This window comes from Croceicoccus marinus (genome assembly GCF_001661675.2).
In the GTDB taxonomy this organism is placed as follows: Bacteria; Pseudomonadota; Alphaproteobacteria; order Sphingomonadales; family Sphingomonadaceae; genus Croceicoccus; species Croceicoccus marinus.
On sequence record NZ_CP019602.1, the window covers coordinates 1,956,604 to 1,970,802 of the forward strand.

Sequence of the window (14,199 nt, forward strand, 5' to 3'; positions counted from 1 at the left end):
ACGCTTGCTGGGCATAGCGACGGGGGCACCCGTTCCCTTTTCGTGCCGCGCTTCCTATCTTGCGGGCCATGCCCGACAGCCCACCCACTGACATGGCCGACCGGAACTGGCCTGCGCTGACGCTGCCCGCGTTGCACGCCAGCCATTCGGGCTGCTGGCTGGCCGCGCCCGATGGAAAGGTGCGCGGGCTGTCGCGGGGCGAGGCGATCATGTCGGCGGCGGAAACCCCGCTGCTGATGCTGAACGCTCCGCTGGTCGCCAGCCGCCTGGGCTATCCCGAGTTGTCGGGGCTGGACCTGCTGGAACTGTTCGCCTTCGTCCATCCCGCGCGCTTCATGGTGCCGACGCCGCGCGGGCTTGCCCATGCGCTGGACCTGCCCGAACCGGCCAGCGAGGACGAGGTGCCGCTGCTGCTGGCCCGCGCCGCCGCCGCGTTGTTTGCGCGCTGCGATGCTGACGACTGGGCCGAGCGCGAGGGCGCGTGGAGCGTGCTGCAGTCGCTGGTGCGGCATCGCTGGCCATGGGCGCAATTGCTGCTGCCGCATGTGAAGCGGCCCGAACGCGCCGAACGCTGGGTGTTTTCGAAACTGCCCGAATGGGAGGAGCGCCCTGCCCGCCCGCAGGCCGCGCATACCGTGCTGGACGGCGACGCGGTAGCGGACCGGCTGGACGCGCTGACCGGTCACGGCTCCGAAAAGCGCGAAGGCCAGCGCGACTATGCCCGCGCCGCCGCCCACGTGTTCGAACCGCGCCGCGAGCGGGGCCAGCCCAACATGCTGCTGGCCGAGGCGGGCACGGGGGTCGGCAAGACCCTGGGCTATCTCGCGCCCGCCTCGCTGTGGTCGCAGCAATCGGGCGGGACGGTGTGGGTGTCGACCTATACCAAGGCTCTGCAACGCCAATTGCGCCGCGAGAGCCGCCGCGCCTGGCCGGACTTCGGGCCGAATGATGAAGCGGCGCGCGAAACGCCCGCCGTCGTCGTGCGCAAGGGGCGCGACAACTACCTCTGCCTGCTGAACCTGGAAGACGCATTGCAGGGCGGCGGCTTTACCGGGCGGCCCGCGATCTTCGCGCAGCTGGTGGCGCGCTGGGCCGCCTTTACCGAGGATGGCGACATGGTGGGCGGCGATCTGCCCGGCTGGCTGCCCACCTTGTTCCGCAAGCGGGGACTGGCCGCGCTGACCGACCGGCGGGGCGAATGCGTCTATGCCGGTTGCCCGCATTTCAGGCGCTGCTTCATCGAACGCGCCGCGCGCGATTCGGCGCATGCCGACCTGGTGATCGCCAATCATGCTCTGGTAATGGTGCATGCCGCCAGAGCGCAGCACCGCGAGGAAGGCGCCAATGCCCGCCCCGCCCGCATCGTCTTCGACGAGGGGCATCATCTGTTCGACGCCGCCGATTCGACCTTCGCCGCGCAATTGTCGGGCAGCGAGGCGATCGAAATGCGGCGCTGGGTGCTGGGGCCGGAAACCAAGGCCGGGCAGGCGCGCAGCGGGCGGCGGCGCGGTTTGTCGGCGCGGCTCGCCGATGTGGCCAGCTATGACGAGGTGGCGGGCAAGGCCATATCCGACGCGCGCGATGCCGCGATGCTGCTGCCCGCCGACGGCTGGCTGGCCCGCATCGGCGAAAGCGAGCCGATGGGCGCGATCGAGAACCTGCTCGCCCATGTGCGCCGCCTGACCCATGCGCGCGACGAAAGCGGCAGCGGCGAGGCGGGATACGGGATCGAGACCGAGGCCGCCGACCTCGACGGGCCGTTCCTTGAGGCGGCGGGCGAAGCGCGCGATGCGCTGGCCCGGCTGCGCCAGCCGCTGATGAAGCTGATGGCGCGGCTCGATGCGCTGATCGCCAGCGGCGAGGATGCGCCCGACTGGATGGACGGCCAGACCCGCCAGCGGATCGAGGGCGCGCGCCATGCGATGTCGTGGCGGATCGACAGCCTGTCCGCATGGGAAGCCTTGCTGGCGCGCATGGGCGGGCCTGCCGATCCCGATTTTGTCGACTGGCTGGCGGTCGACCGGGCCGAGGCGCGCGAGTTCGACATCGGCCTCCACCGCCGCTGGCTGGACCCGATGAAGCCCTTTGCCGCCACCGTGCTGGAACCCGCGCACGGAGTGATGCAGACCAGCGCGACCCTGTGCGACCGCTCTGCCATCGCCGAGGGCGACGCGGGGCGCGAGCCCGACTGGGCGCGCGCGGTGGCGCGATCGGGTGCGGGGCACCTGGGGCTGTCGCCGAAACTGGCCGAGGCCGCGAGCCCGTTCGATTATGCTGCGCAGGCCGAGGTGCTGATCGTGACCGACGTGCCGCGCGGCGACATCGGCGCGCTGGCCGCCGCATACGGCCGCCTGATCGAGACATCGGCGGGCGGCGTGCTGGGCCTGTTCACCGCGATCCGGCGGCTGCGCGCGGTGCATGCGCGGATCGCCGACCGGCTGGCGCGCGGCGGGCTGCCGCTTTACGCGCAGCATGTCGATCCGATCGATACCGGCACCCTAGTCGACATCTTCCGCGACGATCCGCGCGCATCGCTGCTGGGCACCGATGCCTTGCGCGACGGGGTCGACGTGCCGGGCGATTCGCTGCGGCTGGTGGTGATGGAGCAGGTGCCCTGGGCCAAGCCGTCGATCCTGCACCGCGCGCGCCGCGCCGCGCATGTGGAGCAGTTCGATGCGAACCGGCAGGCCTATGACGATGCCATCGTGCGCGCGCGCATCGCGCAGGCGTTCGGGCGGCTGATCCGCACCAAGGACGACCGGGGCCGCTTCGTCGTGCTGTCGCCCGCCTTCCCCTCGCGCCTGCTGTCGGCATTTCCCCAAGGAACACCTGTTCATCGGCTGACACTTGATGATGCTTTACAAAGATTGCAGGGAGGTGTTCTCTGCGCCGGACCGGCGACATTCGAAGAGGAACGTGAAGCTTGAGCGACGCTGCGCTGCCGGCAGGGGCCGGGCCGCCCCCGGCAGGGAAAAGAGCCGTGAAAATCCTGGGCCTGCTGCGCCATGCCAAGTCCGAGGAGCATCAGCCCTCGGGCCGGGACTATGATCGCGGGCTGAATCCCAAGGGCCGCCGCGCCGCCGCCGCCATGGGCCGCGCGCTCGCGCGTGTGCAGCCGCCGTTCGAGCGTGTGGTCGCCTCTGCCGCGGCCCGCGCGCAGGAGACGATCGACATCGCGCTGGACGCGATGGGCCGCAGCGCGCCGGTGGAGCGGGTCGACGACAAGAAGCTGTATCTCGCCGATCCCGGGCAGCTGATCGACAGTGCCGTCGAACATGGCGGCAATGCCGACAGCCTGCTGCTGGTCGCGCATAATCCAGGGCTTGAGGAGCTGGTGCTTGCGCTGGTGCCCGCCGATCCCGAAGACCGCCTGCGCGCCATCGCCGAGGAGAAATTCCCGACCGGCGCCTTCGCCCTGGTCGAGCTGGATATCGCCGACTGGAGCGAATTGCCCCGCGCGAAGGGACGATTGATCGCACTGACCCGACCGCGCGATCTGGACCCGGCGCTCGGTCCGGAATATGCGGGCTAGACGCTAGTTTCTCATTTAGCCGGTTCCGGAACAAACCGGCTTCTGTCGCCTTCCTCTTATCGATCCTGAACCGTCCTGCATGGCGCCGGCGCTGACACGCCACCAAGCGCCCCCAATCGTCTATGGAGTATTTCGTGGCATCAGATGGCAATGATGACAGCAAGCGGCTGAGATCATCCAACCAGGCCCACCGCCCGATCTATTCCCCCGATTCGCCCGCCTTCGACGGCGCGAGCGGGCTGCTGTTCGAGCAGGCGATGGCGCAGACCCGTATGGCGGTCTGCCTGACAGATCCCAACCTGCAGGACGATCCGATCGTCTTCTGCAACGAGGCGTTCCAGCAGCTGACCGGATACCGGACCGAAGAGATCATCGGCCGCAATTGCCGGTTCCTGCAGGGCCCCGACACCGACCAGGCGCAAGTGGGCAGGATCCGCGATGCCATCCGCAGCGAGGAAGTCGTGGTGGTCGAGATCCTGAATTACCGCAAGGACGGATCGACCTTCTGGAACACGCTGCACCTGGGGCCGATCTATGACGAGAATGGCGCGCTGAAATATTTCTTCGGCAGCCAGTGGGACGTGACCGACATCCACCAGTCGCGCGCGGACGAGCGCCATGCCAAGGCAATGGCGCGCGAGGTTTCGCACAGGCTTAAGAACGTGTTCGCCGTCATCGGCGGCATCGTGAACATCACCGGCCGGTCGATGAACGCCCGCGATGTCGCGCGCAAGATCAACGAGCGGGTGCAGGCGCTGGGCCGCTCCTACGAACCCACGCTGGACGAGGCCGTGCTGGGCACGATCCATGTCGGCCAGGCGATCCGCGCGGTGCTGGCGCCCTATGATCCGGAAAACGACCGCTTCGTCTTTACCGGCAACGGCATCCGCACCGAACCCAACGCGATTTCGGCGATCGGCCTGACCCTGCACGAGATGGCGACCAATGCCACCAAATATGGCGCCTTGTCGCAGGCCGGCGGCACGATCGAGGTGTCGTGGGCGCATGAGAAGGACAAATTCGCGCGCAATTCGCTGGTGATCCAGTGGATCGAGCGCGGCGGCCCCCGGATCACCGAGGCGCCCGAGATGACTGGCACCGGCTTCGACATTGCCCGCACCCTGCTGGGCCATTCGCGCGGCGTGCTTGAAACCGAATGGGAGCCCGAAGGGTTGAATGCCAGAATCCTGATCCCGATCACGCACGGATAGCGCACAGAATGAAGATTTTTCTTGTCCTCGAGGACGAACCTTTCATCGCCATGGACCTGCAATATGCGTTCGAGGATGCAGGCCACGAGGCCGTGACCGCGGTCGACAACGACGAGGCGATCGCCTGCATCGAAAGCAAGCCGATAGCGGGCGCTATCCTGGATGTCAGCCTGGGCGGCGGGGTGACCTGCCAGGCGACCGCCGCGCGGCTGGCCAGGGACGGGATTCCCTTCATCCTCCACACCGGCGACCTCGACCGGGTGGGTGAGCATCTGCGCGAGATCGACGCCCCGATCATCTCGAAGCCGCGACCGGCGGAGGACGTGGTGGCGCGGCTGATCGACCTGATCGGCCAGCCGCCCAGTGACCGCCCAGTGACCACCCAGTGACCGCCCAGTGAGCCTCCGTTGATTTCCGGCGCGGCTCGGGTGCCGGCCATGCCGATGCAGCCCGATCATCTGACCATCATGGTGTCCTCGCTGGATGCCAGCATGGCGTTCTATGGCGCATTGCTGCCGCTGCTGGGCTTTGCCAGGCGCAAGGACCATGTCTGGAGCAACGGCACCTTCTTCCTGCAGTTCATGCAGGCGCGGGCGGGGACGAGGCCCTATGAGCGCTATGGCGCGGGGATGAACCATATCGGCTTTACCGCACCCGACGCGGCCACGGTCGAGGCAGTGCGCCAGGCGATGCAGGACACCGGGTTCGATGTGCCCGACATCCAGCAGATGAAGGGCGCGACCGCCTTGTTCATGAAGGATCCGGACGGCATGCGCTTCGAGATCAGCCATTACCCGCCGGGTATGCCGCCGGTGGACTGAATTGCCGGCGGCTCTGGCCCTGACCTCTCAGACGAGCGCGCCGGCCAATGTCTTGCGAATGGATTTGAGCCGGGCGACCAGTTCCGCATCGGTGCCGCGGTCCAGCCGCGGATCGGGCTGGGCCGCGGGCGCAGGAACGGGCTCCTCGCCCGGCTGGCCCGATTTCAGCGCGCGGACCGCGCCCTTGATGGTGAAGCCCTCGCGGTTCAGCAGCCGGTCGATCGTCTGCAGCAGCGCCACATCGTCGGGGCGGTAATAGCGGCGCTGGCCGCTGCGCTTGACGGGTTTGAGCATGGGAAACTGCTCTTCCCAATAGCGCAGCACGTGGGGCTTGATGCCCAGCGCCTTCGCCACCTCTCCGATCGTGCGGAAGGCGGCGGCGTCCTTGCCGTCGTCGAAGATATCACCGTCCTTTGAATTACCGTCTGCGCTCACGCGATCCGTCCTAGAGCCCGCTGACCTTGTCCTTCAGCATCTTGCTGGCGCGGAAGGTCATGACGCGGCGCGGTGTGATCGGCACCTCGATCCCGGTCTTGGGATTGCGGCCGACGCGCTCGCCCTTGTCGCGCAGCAAGAACGTGCCGAAGCCCGAGATCTTCACATTCTCGCCATCCGACATGGCATCGCACATGTGTCCCAGGATGCCTTCCACCATGTCCAGAGATTCGGCGCGGCTCAGCCCGACCTTGCGATGGATGACATCGGCAAGATCGGCCCGGGTCAGCGTTCCGACTGATCGCATATCCAACATTCCCCTGTTCCCCTCGGTTGCAGGCGACCCCGAGTAATATGCGATAACTATTTCATAACCGCCGCGACGATCCAAACGAAAACGGGACGGTAGAGCCACTTATCAGGGGTTTTTAGGATAATCCGGGCATCAATCTGGCTAGGCTGCGAACGATTTGCAGGGCCGCAAAGACAAATTGTATCGGCCTATAGCTTTTGTCAGCTTCTCAGCAGGCAGGCGCCCCAGGTGAATCCGCCGCCCATCGCTTCCAGCATGACTAGCTGGCCGGGCTGGATTCGCCCATCGCGCACCGCCACGTCATAGGCCAGCGGCACGCTGGCGGCGGAGGTGTTGGCGTGGTCCTGCACGGTCTTCACGACCTTTTCGGGCGGAAGGCCCAGCTTTTTCGCGGTGGCATCCAGGATCCGCGCATTGGCCTGATGCGGCACCACCCAGTCGAGCGCGGCAGGGGCGATGCCGGCCTCGTCCATCACCTCGCGCAGCACATCGGCGAGATTGGTGACCGCATGGCGGAACACCTCGCGGCCCTTCATGCGCAGCTTGCCGACCGTGCCGGTGGTCGACGGGCCGCCGTCGACATACAGCAGCTCGTTATGCGCGCCTTCGGTGTGGAGGCGGCTGGCGATGATGCCGGGGGCGGTGTCGGCCTGATTCGCGGGGAAGTCGCGCGCTTCCAGGATCATCGCGCCCGCGCCGTCGCCGAACAGGACGCAGGTGCCGCGGTCGTCCCAGTCGAGGATGCGGCTGAAGGTCTCCGCGCCGATCACCAGCGCGCGGTGCCTGCCCCCCGCCGCCGCGCCCGCAGGCGTTTTCAGCAGCGCGTCGGCGGTGGCGATCGCATAGAGGAAGCCCGAGCAGACCGCCCCAACATCGAAGGCATAGGCGTTCGTCGCGCCCAGCAGGTCCTGCACCTTGCTCGCGCTGGACGGGAACGTCTGGTCGGGCGTGGCGGTCGCCAGCACGATCAGCGAGATGTCCGCCGCGGTCAGCCCGGCGGTGTCCAGCGCCTTGCGCGCGGCGTCGGCGGCCAGGGTCGCGGTCGTCTCGCCCTCGCCCGCGATATGGCGGGCGGCGATGCCGGTGCGTTCGCGGATCCATTCGTCGCTGGTGTCGACGGTCCGGGCCAGCTCCTCGTTCGTGACGCGCCGTTCGGGCAGCGCCGATCCGGTGCCGATGACGCAGCTGCGCCGGATCATGCCCTTGGGTATGTTCATGCCTCTTCCGCGCCGACGGATGTGCGCCGCGACCGGGTCTTGGCCGCCAGGCCGCTTTCGGCCAGGTCCGCCGTGATACGCTCTATCAGATCTTCTTCCAGCAGCCGCGCGGCGACCGCGACCGCATTGGCCACGCCCTTCGCATTGGCGCTGCCGTGGCTTTTCACCACCACGCCATTCAGGCCGAGGAAGACCGCGCCGTTATGGTTGTTGGGATCGAGGTGATGCTTGAGCAGTTCGGTCGCTGGGCGCGAGACCAGGAAACCGATCTTGGAGCGCAGCGAGGACTGGAACGCTTCCTTGAGCAGGTCGGTCACGAAGCGCGCCGCACCCTCGACCGCCTTGAGGGCGATATTGCCCGAGAAACCGTCGGTGACGACGACGTCGGTCTCGCCCCGGTTGATCTTGTCCGCCTCGGTAAAGCCGCCGAAGCTGAAGGCCAGCTGGTTCTGCGCCGCGCGCAGCGTGTCCGACGCCTCGCGCAGGGCTCCGGTGCCCTTCGTTTCCTCGGTCCCGATGTTCAGCAGCCGGACGCGCGGTTCGGCGAGATTGCTGGCGATGCGCGCATAGGCCGCGCCCATCACCGCGAACTGGACCAGGTTGCGCGCGTCGCATTCGGTGTTCGCGCCAAGGTCGAGCATGACCATGTCGGTCTCACCCAAAGTGGGCATCAGCGCGGCCAGCGCAGGGCGGTCGATCCCCGGCATGGTGCGCAGCGACAGCTTGGCCATCGCCATCAGCGCGCCGGTATTGCCGGCAGAGACGGCGGCCCCGGCCTCGCCGCGTTTCACCGCGTCGATCGCCATGCCCATCGAGGTCTTGCGCGCGCGGCGCAGCGCCTGCGTAGGCTTTTCGTCACCTGACACGATTTCGGGCGCGTGGAGGATTTCCGATGCGCCGCGCATGTTGGGATGATCCTCGAGCGCAGCCTTGATCCGCGTCTCGTCCCCGACGAGCAGGAACTTGAAGCGATCGTGACGGCGACGCGCGAGCGCCGCGCCTTCGATCATCACGCGCACGCCCTCGTCGCCGCCCATCGCATCGACGGCGATACGCGGCAGACTCATCCTACTCTCCGGCCGGTCGGTCTTTTACAGGCCGACCGCTACGATTTCACGGCCGTTGTAGTGGCCGCAGGCATCGCACAGATTATGCGGGCGCTTCAGTTCGCCGCAGTTCGAGCATTCGTGGAACGCTGCGGGCTTGAGCGCGTCATGCGCCCGGCGATTGCCACGGCGATGCGGGGATACTTTTCTCTTCGGAACAGCCATTTCGGCACCTGTTTAAAAAATCGGTCAATATTTGCGGGCCGCACTAGGCCATGCAGCGGCGGACAGCAAGACCCACCGGGAGCAAGACGCAAGTTTGCGGCGAAGGCGCGCCCTTTAGCGATTCTGACACGAAAAGCAAGGGAGCGTTTGCGGCGAGGCTTGCCCCCGGCGGTCGTGTCGGCCCGCGGTCACAGCCTGATCCTGAAGCCGTTCGACTCGTCCATTTCCGCATCGCGCGCGGCATCCGCCCCTTTTTCGGCATGGATCTTGAGGCGTGCGACCGCATTGTAGCATGAAGCCGACAGCAGCTTTTCCTCATGCGCGAACTGCCTTGCAGTCAGCCGGGGCACAAGTTGCGCGGTCACCGCCAGCTTTACCATGCAGGCGCCGCCGGCAAGCGGCGCGAGCGAATAGGCTTCGCGCGTCCGGACCAGCCTGCCGATCATCGGCACCACATTGCAATCGTACACGTATCGGACCGGCATTTCGCTGGCCACCAGCGCGATCAGATATTCGTGATTCTCAAGCTTGGTCACGACGAGCCGCCACTGTCCCGCCCCATCGCCCGGGGTCAGCATGTCGCCCTGCGCCTTTTGCGCATTCAGCGGGTCCGACCAGTCGAGCAGGCGATAGACAGCTGCCATCGGCCGCTCGATCCGTATCTCGTCGGTGAATTCGAAAGGGCCTTCGGGCGCCATCTTTCGCTTGAACAGACCGAACATCGGCTCGCCCCCTTGCCTGCGCTGTCGGACCCTGCATGGGGACCTGGGCGAAGCACACCACGAAGCCGGTTAAGAAATGCCTTCGCCCTCGCCCGTCGCCAGCGCCTCTCGCTGGCGGGCGACGGGGCCGGTGCGCGCCGCCCTGCGCCGCGACAGTTCGCGCGCATATTCCTGGAGGTCGGGCACCTCGTCCAGCTCGTCCACGATCTCGAAGCCGAAGATCGTCTCCAGCACGTCCTCCAGCGTGACGAGGCCGAGGAACGTGCCGTATTCGTCGACCACCGCCATGATGTGGTGATGTTCAGCGATCATGCGGTGGAACAGCCGGTCGACCGTCGATTCGTCCAGCACGCGGGGGAGCGGGCGGATCAGCGAAACGATGCCCCGTCCCCCGGCGCCCTGCTCATCGACGCCCTGCCCAGCGACGCCCTGACCAGCGGCGCCCTGCCCATCGGCGCCCCCGCCGCCCCTCCCGCCATCGAGCAGCAGGGACAGCACCTCGTGCTTGATGACGAAGCCCGCGATCTCGTCCGCGTTGTCGGCATAGACAGGGATGCGCGTGAACGGCACCTCGCGGATGCGGCGGGCGAACTCCTCGAGCATGACTTCGCGGCTGAGCGTGAAGACCACCGTGCGCGGCGTCATCACGTCGGACACCTTGAGCGCATTGAGCTGCAGCATGTTCTGCATGAAGCGAACCTCGCTGCTGTCGATCTGGCCAGAAGCCTGCCCCAGGCTGGCGACGGCAAGGATTTCCTCGCGGTGCTGCGGGATATCGGCGGCGCGGCCCATGGTGATGATCCTGGTCAGCTGGCGCGAGGCCCAGACCAGCGGTGCAAGGCACTTGATCATGATCGGCAGGATCCATGCCGAAAACGGCGCAAGCGCGCGGGCATATCTGGCGCCGATCGTCTTGGGGATGATTTCGGTCACCACCAGGATCGCCAGCGTCAATATGGCCGCGAAAACCGCCTCTCCGCCGCCGCCGTACAGCGCGGCATATTGCGCGCCCGCGCCCGCCGCGCCCATGGTGTGGGCGATGGTGTTGAGCGTCAGGATCGCGGCAAGCGGACGTTCGATGTCGTCCTTCAGCTGCTTGACCCGGCTGGCCCATTTCGCGCCCTGTTCCTCTGCCGTGCGCACCTGCGAGGGCGTGATCGTCAGCAGCGACGATTCGAGGATCGAACACAGAAAGGACACGCATAGCGCGAGAGCGATATAAAAGATCAGCAGCGCCATGTGGTCGAACGATTCCCCCCGGGGTTGGCGTGAAACTCTATTGCTTCAGTGCCCTATTGCTTGAGGGCACTATCGTTTGAGGGCCCTATTGCTTGAGTGCCCTATTGCTTTAGTGCCCTATTGCTTGAGTGCCATGTCGGCAACGAAGGGATTGGTCTGTCGTTCCGCGCCAAATGTGCTGACGGGGCCGTGGCCGGGCACGAAGGTGATGTCGTCGCCCAGCGGCCACAGCTTCTGCGTGATCGCGTCGATCAGGCTCTGGTGGTCGCTCATCGGGAAATCGGTGCGGCCGATGCTGCCCTTGAACAGCACGTCGCCGACAAAGGCGAAACGGCTGGGCTGGTGGACGAAGACGACATGGCCCGGCGTGTGGCCGGGGCAGTGGACGACATCCAGCACCAGTTCGCCCACCGTCACCGTGTCGCCGTCCTTCAGCCAGCGGTCGGGCTCGAATACCTGCGCCTCTACGCCCCAGCGGCCCGCGTCATCGTCCAGCCGCGCGATCCAGAAGCGGTCAGCCTCTTCCGGCCCCTCGATCGGCAGGTCCAGTTCCTTCGCCAGCACCCCCGCCATGCCGCAATGGTCGAGATGGCCGTGGGTGATCAGGATCTTTTCCAGCGTCACGCCGGATTTGGCGACGCCGGCTTTCAACTTGTCGAGATCGCCGCCGGGATCGACCAGCGCGCCCTTCATCGTCTTGGTGCACCAGATCAGCGAGCAGTTTTGCTGCAGCGGGGTGACGGGCAGGATGGCGGCGCGCATGGCGGGCTGGGCGTTTGTTTCGTTGGTGGTGGCATCGTTCATGGATCTGGAAATGGCCAGAGCGGTGCGCGATTGCAAGCCGCGAGCAGCGACCGGGCAGCCGCAACGCCCATTGACGAGCGGGCGATTCCGGGCATGGAAGGCATCATGAACCGTGCCAACACCATGCCGGACGCCGCTGCGCCCATGGCTGCGCGCCCCCCGCGCGAGCATTTCTGGGACACGCTGCGCGCGGTTCTGATGCTGCTGGGCATACCCTATCACGTGGCGCTGTCATACATGGTCGGGCGTCAATGGATCGTGAAATCGGGCGAAGGCGTCACCGGTTTCATCGAGCTTGCCCGGTTCATCAGCCTGTTCCGCATGCCAGCCTTTTTCCTGATCGCGGGCTATTTCGCCGCGATGCTGCTGGCGCGGCGCGCGCCGGGCACCTGGCTTGAGGGGCGGTTCCGGCGGCTGGCGATCCCGCTCGTCACCTCGGTCATCGTGCTGGTGCCGGTGATGAACTGGTTCTGCGAAATATCGAACCTGCCTTTTTCGCAGGCGGTGGCGAGCTGGATCGACAATTCGTCGAAGTCCGGCGGGTACTGGGTGCGGCATTTGTGGTTCATCATCGTGCTGCTGTATTTCTGCTGCGCGATCGCGGCGCTGGCGCTGTGGAAGCGTGATTTCGCGCAGGCACGGCTGCCGCAATGGGCGGACCGGCTGGTCGGGCGGCACATGGTGATCGCGCTGCTGATGCTGGCGACCATCGTCGGGTTGTGGGAAGCGCTGGCGGTGGAGGCATTCTATATCCAGGGCCTGAACACCAATGTGATCCAGGAAATCCTGCGTGTCGACCAGGCGATCATCTATGCGCCGTGGTTCGCGATGGGCTGTTTCCTGCAGCGCAGCCGCGAGGCGGTGGCGCGGGTGACGCGCTATTCGCATGCGGTGGTGGTTCTGGCCTCCCTTGCGGTGGTGCTGGCGATCATCACCAAGGAGATGGTGCACCCCGCGCTGTTCCGCTTTATCGAGACGTTCGCCGCGTTGATGATGACGCAATTGCTGATCAGCCTTGCCGCCCATCTGTTCGACCGGCCGATCCCGGCGGTGCAGCGCTTCACCGCGGCCAGTTTCGTGATCTATCTGTTCCACCTGCCGCTGATCTGCGCGCTGGTGTTCGCCGGGCAATATGTGGCGCTGCCGCCGCTGGTGAAGGCGCTGGCGGTCATGGGGCTGACACTGGCAATATCCTATGGCGCATGGCTGCTGATCGAACGTAGCAAGCTGCTGGCGCTGCTGTTCGATGGCGGCATGCGGCCCGCGCCGGTCGCATCGGCGCGCTAGACCCGCCCTCCCTTCCAGACGACCCGGCCCAGCACGTCGAGTTCCTCCAGCGGGACCGCCATGTCCGAGGGATAGGCGTGGTTGTCCGAGATGACCGCCGCCTGCCCGGTGCCGAACTGCAGGCGCTTGACCTGAAGCACGCCGTCGCGGCGGATCACGTGGACGCCGTCGCGCAGGCGCCCCGCCGGATCCGAATCGGCGCGGGCGACCAGGATCTCGTCCCCGTCGCGCAAGGTCGGTTCCATCGAATCGCCCGCCACGGTCAGTGCCGATAGCGCGCCCGGCGTCAGTCCCAGTTCGCGTAGCCAGCCCTGCGCGAATCGCAGATGGCCGACCGGGGCGTCTTCCTCAGCCACAGCGCCCGGCCCTGCCGAGGCGCCCAGCGCAAGGCGCGGCACGTCAACCCATTGCGAGCGCGCGGCGGGGAGTTTTCCCGCGATTTTGCCCCGTGCAGGGGAAATTTCCTCCATCTCCGGCGCGCCCAGCTCGTCCTCTCCCACGCCGAAGAATCGTGCGAGTGTGGCGCGGTCGGTCTCCTCCAGTTTCCGCGGGCTGCCTTTGCGAATAAACTGCTGAAGATAGCTGGCATTCCTGCCGATCAGCTTGGACAGGGCGGCCAGGCTGACACCCCGCCGCTCGGCGAGATCCATCAGCCTTTCGCGGGCCGGATCGAGTGTGAAATTGTTAACCATGCCTCATTCCTACATCAAAGATTTTTCCTAGACAAGTAGGATTTCTCCTGCGACCCGATAGGTGTTCCTACGGGGCGATTCGAGAAACAGGGAGTTCCAAGTGCTTATCCGTGAAATCGAGAAATTCCTGCGCAGCACCGGCATGCCTGCCAGCAAGTTCGGACGGATGGCGGCACGCGACCCAAGGCTGGTGCATGACCTGCGCAATGGCCGCGAACCGCGTCGCCGCATGGTTTTGCGCGTGGAACATTTCATGAACAAATACAAGCTGGAGATGCCCAATGCGCGCTGATCACCCCATTTTCGCCCGTTCACCCCGCGCGCCGCGTTCCGTTCGCCGCAGTGTTTCGGAACGGCTTGAGGACGCCGTTCTGGCGCTGGCCGGCGGTCTTGGCGCGGTTACGATCCACCGCGAGATGCCCTGGGCCAGCATCACCTTTGCCGGCACGCGCCACACCATGACATTGTGCTTCACCGGCAGCGGCGCGGTCGACGCGGGCGAGGAACTGCTGGCCCGCCTTCCCGACCACGAATTCACGATCCCCGGCCAGCTGGTCGCCGACGCGCAGATCCACAAGGTCGAGCACGAGATGCTGCCCGAACCCAAGCTGCGGATTCAGGTCGAACTGCTGCTGCTGGAGGAGTGAGCGTTCAA

At 66.3% G+C, this 14,199-nt stretch carries 17 protein-coding genes; 8 read left to right on the forward strand and 9 right to left on the reverse strand.

The window, feature by feature from the left end:
* Window positions 1-68 precede the first annotated feature (68 nt).
* The 5 genes from A9D14_RS09320 (at window position 69) to A9D14_RS09340 (ending at window position 5,564) form a co-directional block, all read left to right on the forward strand.
* Complete coding sequence (locus A9D14_RS09320) at window positions 69-2,927, forward strand: ATP-dependent DNA helicase (RefSeq protein WP_232468488.1); 2,859 nt, start codon at window positions 69-71, stop codon at window positions 2,925-2,927.
* A 53-nt stretch (window positions 2,928-2,980) separates the two neighbouring features.
* Complete coding sequence (locus A9D14_RS09325; protein ID WP_066848755.1) at window positions 2,981-3,532, forward strand: SixA phosphatase family protein; 552 nt, start codon at window positions 2,981-2,983, stop codon at window positions 3,530-3,532.
* Window positions 3,533-3,666: 134 nt separating this feature from the next.
* Complete coding sequence (locus A9D14_RS09330) at window positions 3,667-4,743, forward strand: PAS domain-containing protein (RefSeq protein ID WP_269769191.1); 1,077 nt, start codon at window positions 3,667-3,669, stop codon at window positions 4,741-4,743.
* Window positions 4,744-4,751: 8 nt separating this feature from the next.
* Entirely contained in the window at window positions 4,752-5,132 is a 381-nt protein-coding gene (locus A9D14_RS09335) for a response regulator (protein ID WP_083987817.1), read from the forward strand.
* 48 nt (window positions 5,133-5,180) lie between these two features.
* Window positions 5,181-5,564 carry a VOC family protein gene (locus tag A9D14_RS09340; protein WP_198301999.1) on the forward strand — a complete coding sequence of 128 codons (384 nt, stop codon included), beginning with the start codon at window positions 5,181-5,183 and terminating at the stop codon, window positions 5,562-5,564.
* Between the two features lie 27 nt (window positions 5,565-5,591).
* Here A9D14_RS09340 and A9D14_RS09345 read toward each other — a convergent pair whose 3' ends face one another.
* The 8 genes from A9D14_RS09345 to A9D14_RS09380 all read right to left on the reverse strand — a co-directional run bounded on the left by A9D14_RS09345 (window position 5,592) and on the right by A9D14_RS09380 (window position 11,523).
* Window positions 5,592-5,999 carry a MerR family transcriptional regulator gene (locus tag A9D14_RS09345; protein ID WP_083987819.1) on the reverse strand — a complete coding sequence of 136 codons (408 nt, stop codon included), beginning with the start codon at window positions 5,997-5,999 and terminating at the stop codon, window positions 5,592-5,594.
* Between the two features lie 10 nt (window positions 6,000-6,009).
* Window positions 6,010-6,306: an integration host factor subunit alpha gene (locus A9D14_RS09350; RefSeq protein ID WP_066848767.1), complete on the reverse strand. Its 297-nt coding sequence runs from the start codon at window positions 6,304-6,306 to the stop codon at window positions 6,010-6,012.
* Window positions 6,307-6,512: 206 nt separating this feature from the next.
* Entirely contained in the window at window positions 6,513-7,511 is a 999-nt protein-coding gene (locus A9D14_RS09355; RefSeq protein ID WP_066848771.1) for a beta-ketoacyl-ACP synthase III, read from the reverse strand.
* Window positions 7,512-7,525: 14 nt separating this feature from the next.
* Window positions 7,526-8,596 (reverse strand): phosphate acyltransferase PlsX, encoded by a 1,071-nt coding sequence (gene plsX, locus A9D14_RS09360; protein ID WP_066845630.1) that lies wholly within the window; start codon window positions 8,594-8,596, stop codon window positions 7,526-7,528.
* A gap of 24 nt (window positions 8,597-8,620) precedes the next feature.
* The gene (rpmF, locus tag A9D14_RS09365; RefSeq protein ID WP_066845633.1) at window positions 8,621-8,800 is read right to left on the reverse strand and encodes a 50S ribosomal protein L32; all 180 of its coding nucleotides are present in this window, start codon (window positions 8,798-8,800) and stop codon (window positions 8,621-8,623) included.
* Window positions 8,801-8,988: 188 nt separating this feature from the next.
* Window positions 8,989-9,522 carry a hypothetical protein gene (locus A9D14_RS09370; RefSeq protein ID WP_066845638.1) on the reverse strand — a complete coding sequence of 178 codons (534 nt, stop codon included), beginning with the start codon at window positions 9,520-9,522 and terminating at the stop codon, window positions 8,989-8,991.
* Between the two features lie 69 nt (window positions 9,523-9,591).
* Window positions 9,592-10,761 carry a CNNM domain-containing protein gene (locus tag A9D14_RS09375; protein WP_066845641.1) on the reverse strand — a complete coding sequence of 390 codons (1,170 nt, stop codon included), beginning with the start codon at window positions 10,759-10,761 and terminating at the stop codon, window positions 9,592-9,594.
* Window positions 10,762-10,878: 117 nt separating this feature from the next.
* Window positions 10,879-11,523: an MBL fold metallo-hydrolase gene (locus tag A9D14_RS09380; protein ID WP_066848773.1), complete on the reverse strand. Its 645-nt coding sequence runs from the start codon at window positions 11,521-11,523 to the stop codon at window positions 10,879-10,881.
* Window positions 11,524-11,670: 147 nt separating this feature from the next.
* Between A9D14_RS09380 and A9D14_RS09385 the strand changes: the two genes are divergently transcribed.
* Entirely contained in the window at window positions 11,671-12,852 is a 1,182-nt protein-coding gene (locus tag A9D14_RS09385) for an acyltransferase family protein (protein ID WP_157668185.1), read from the forward strand.
* Here A9D14_RS09385 and A9D14_RS09390 read toward each other — a convergent pair.
* Window positions 12,849-13,544, reverse strand: a complete 696-nt coding sequence (locus A9D14_RS09390) for a LexA family transcriptional regulator (protein ID WP_066845647.1) — start codon at window positions 13,542-13,544, stop codon at window positions 12,849-12,851. The genes A9D14_RS09385 and A9D14_RS09390 overlap by 4 nt on opposite strands.
* A 100-nt stretch (window positions 13,545-13,644) precedes the next feature.
* Between A9D14_RS09390 and A9D14_RS09395 the strand changes: the two genes are divergently transcribed.
* Window positions 13,645-13,836, forward strand: a complete 192-nt coding sequence (locus tag A9D14_RS09395; RefSeq protein WP_066845650.1) for a hypothetical protein — start codon at window positions 13,645-13,647, stop codon at window positions 13,834-13,836.
* Window positions 13,826-14,191, forward strand: a complete 366-nt coding sequence (locus tag A9D14_RS09400; protein ID WP_066845653.1) for a hypothetical protein — start codon at window positions 13,826-13,828, stop codon at window positions 14,189-14,191. The genes A9D14_RS09395 and A9D14_RS09400 overlap by 11 nt, the downstream gene beginning before the upstream one ends.
* Window positions 14,192-14,199: the final 8 nt, after the last annotated feature.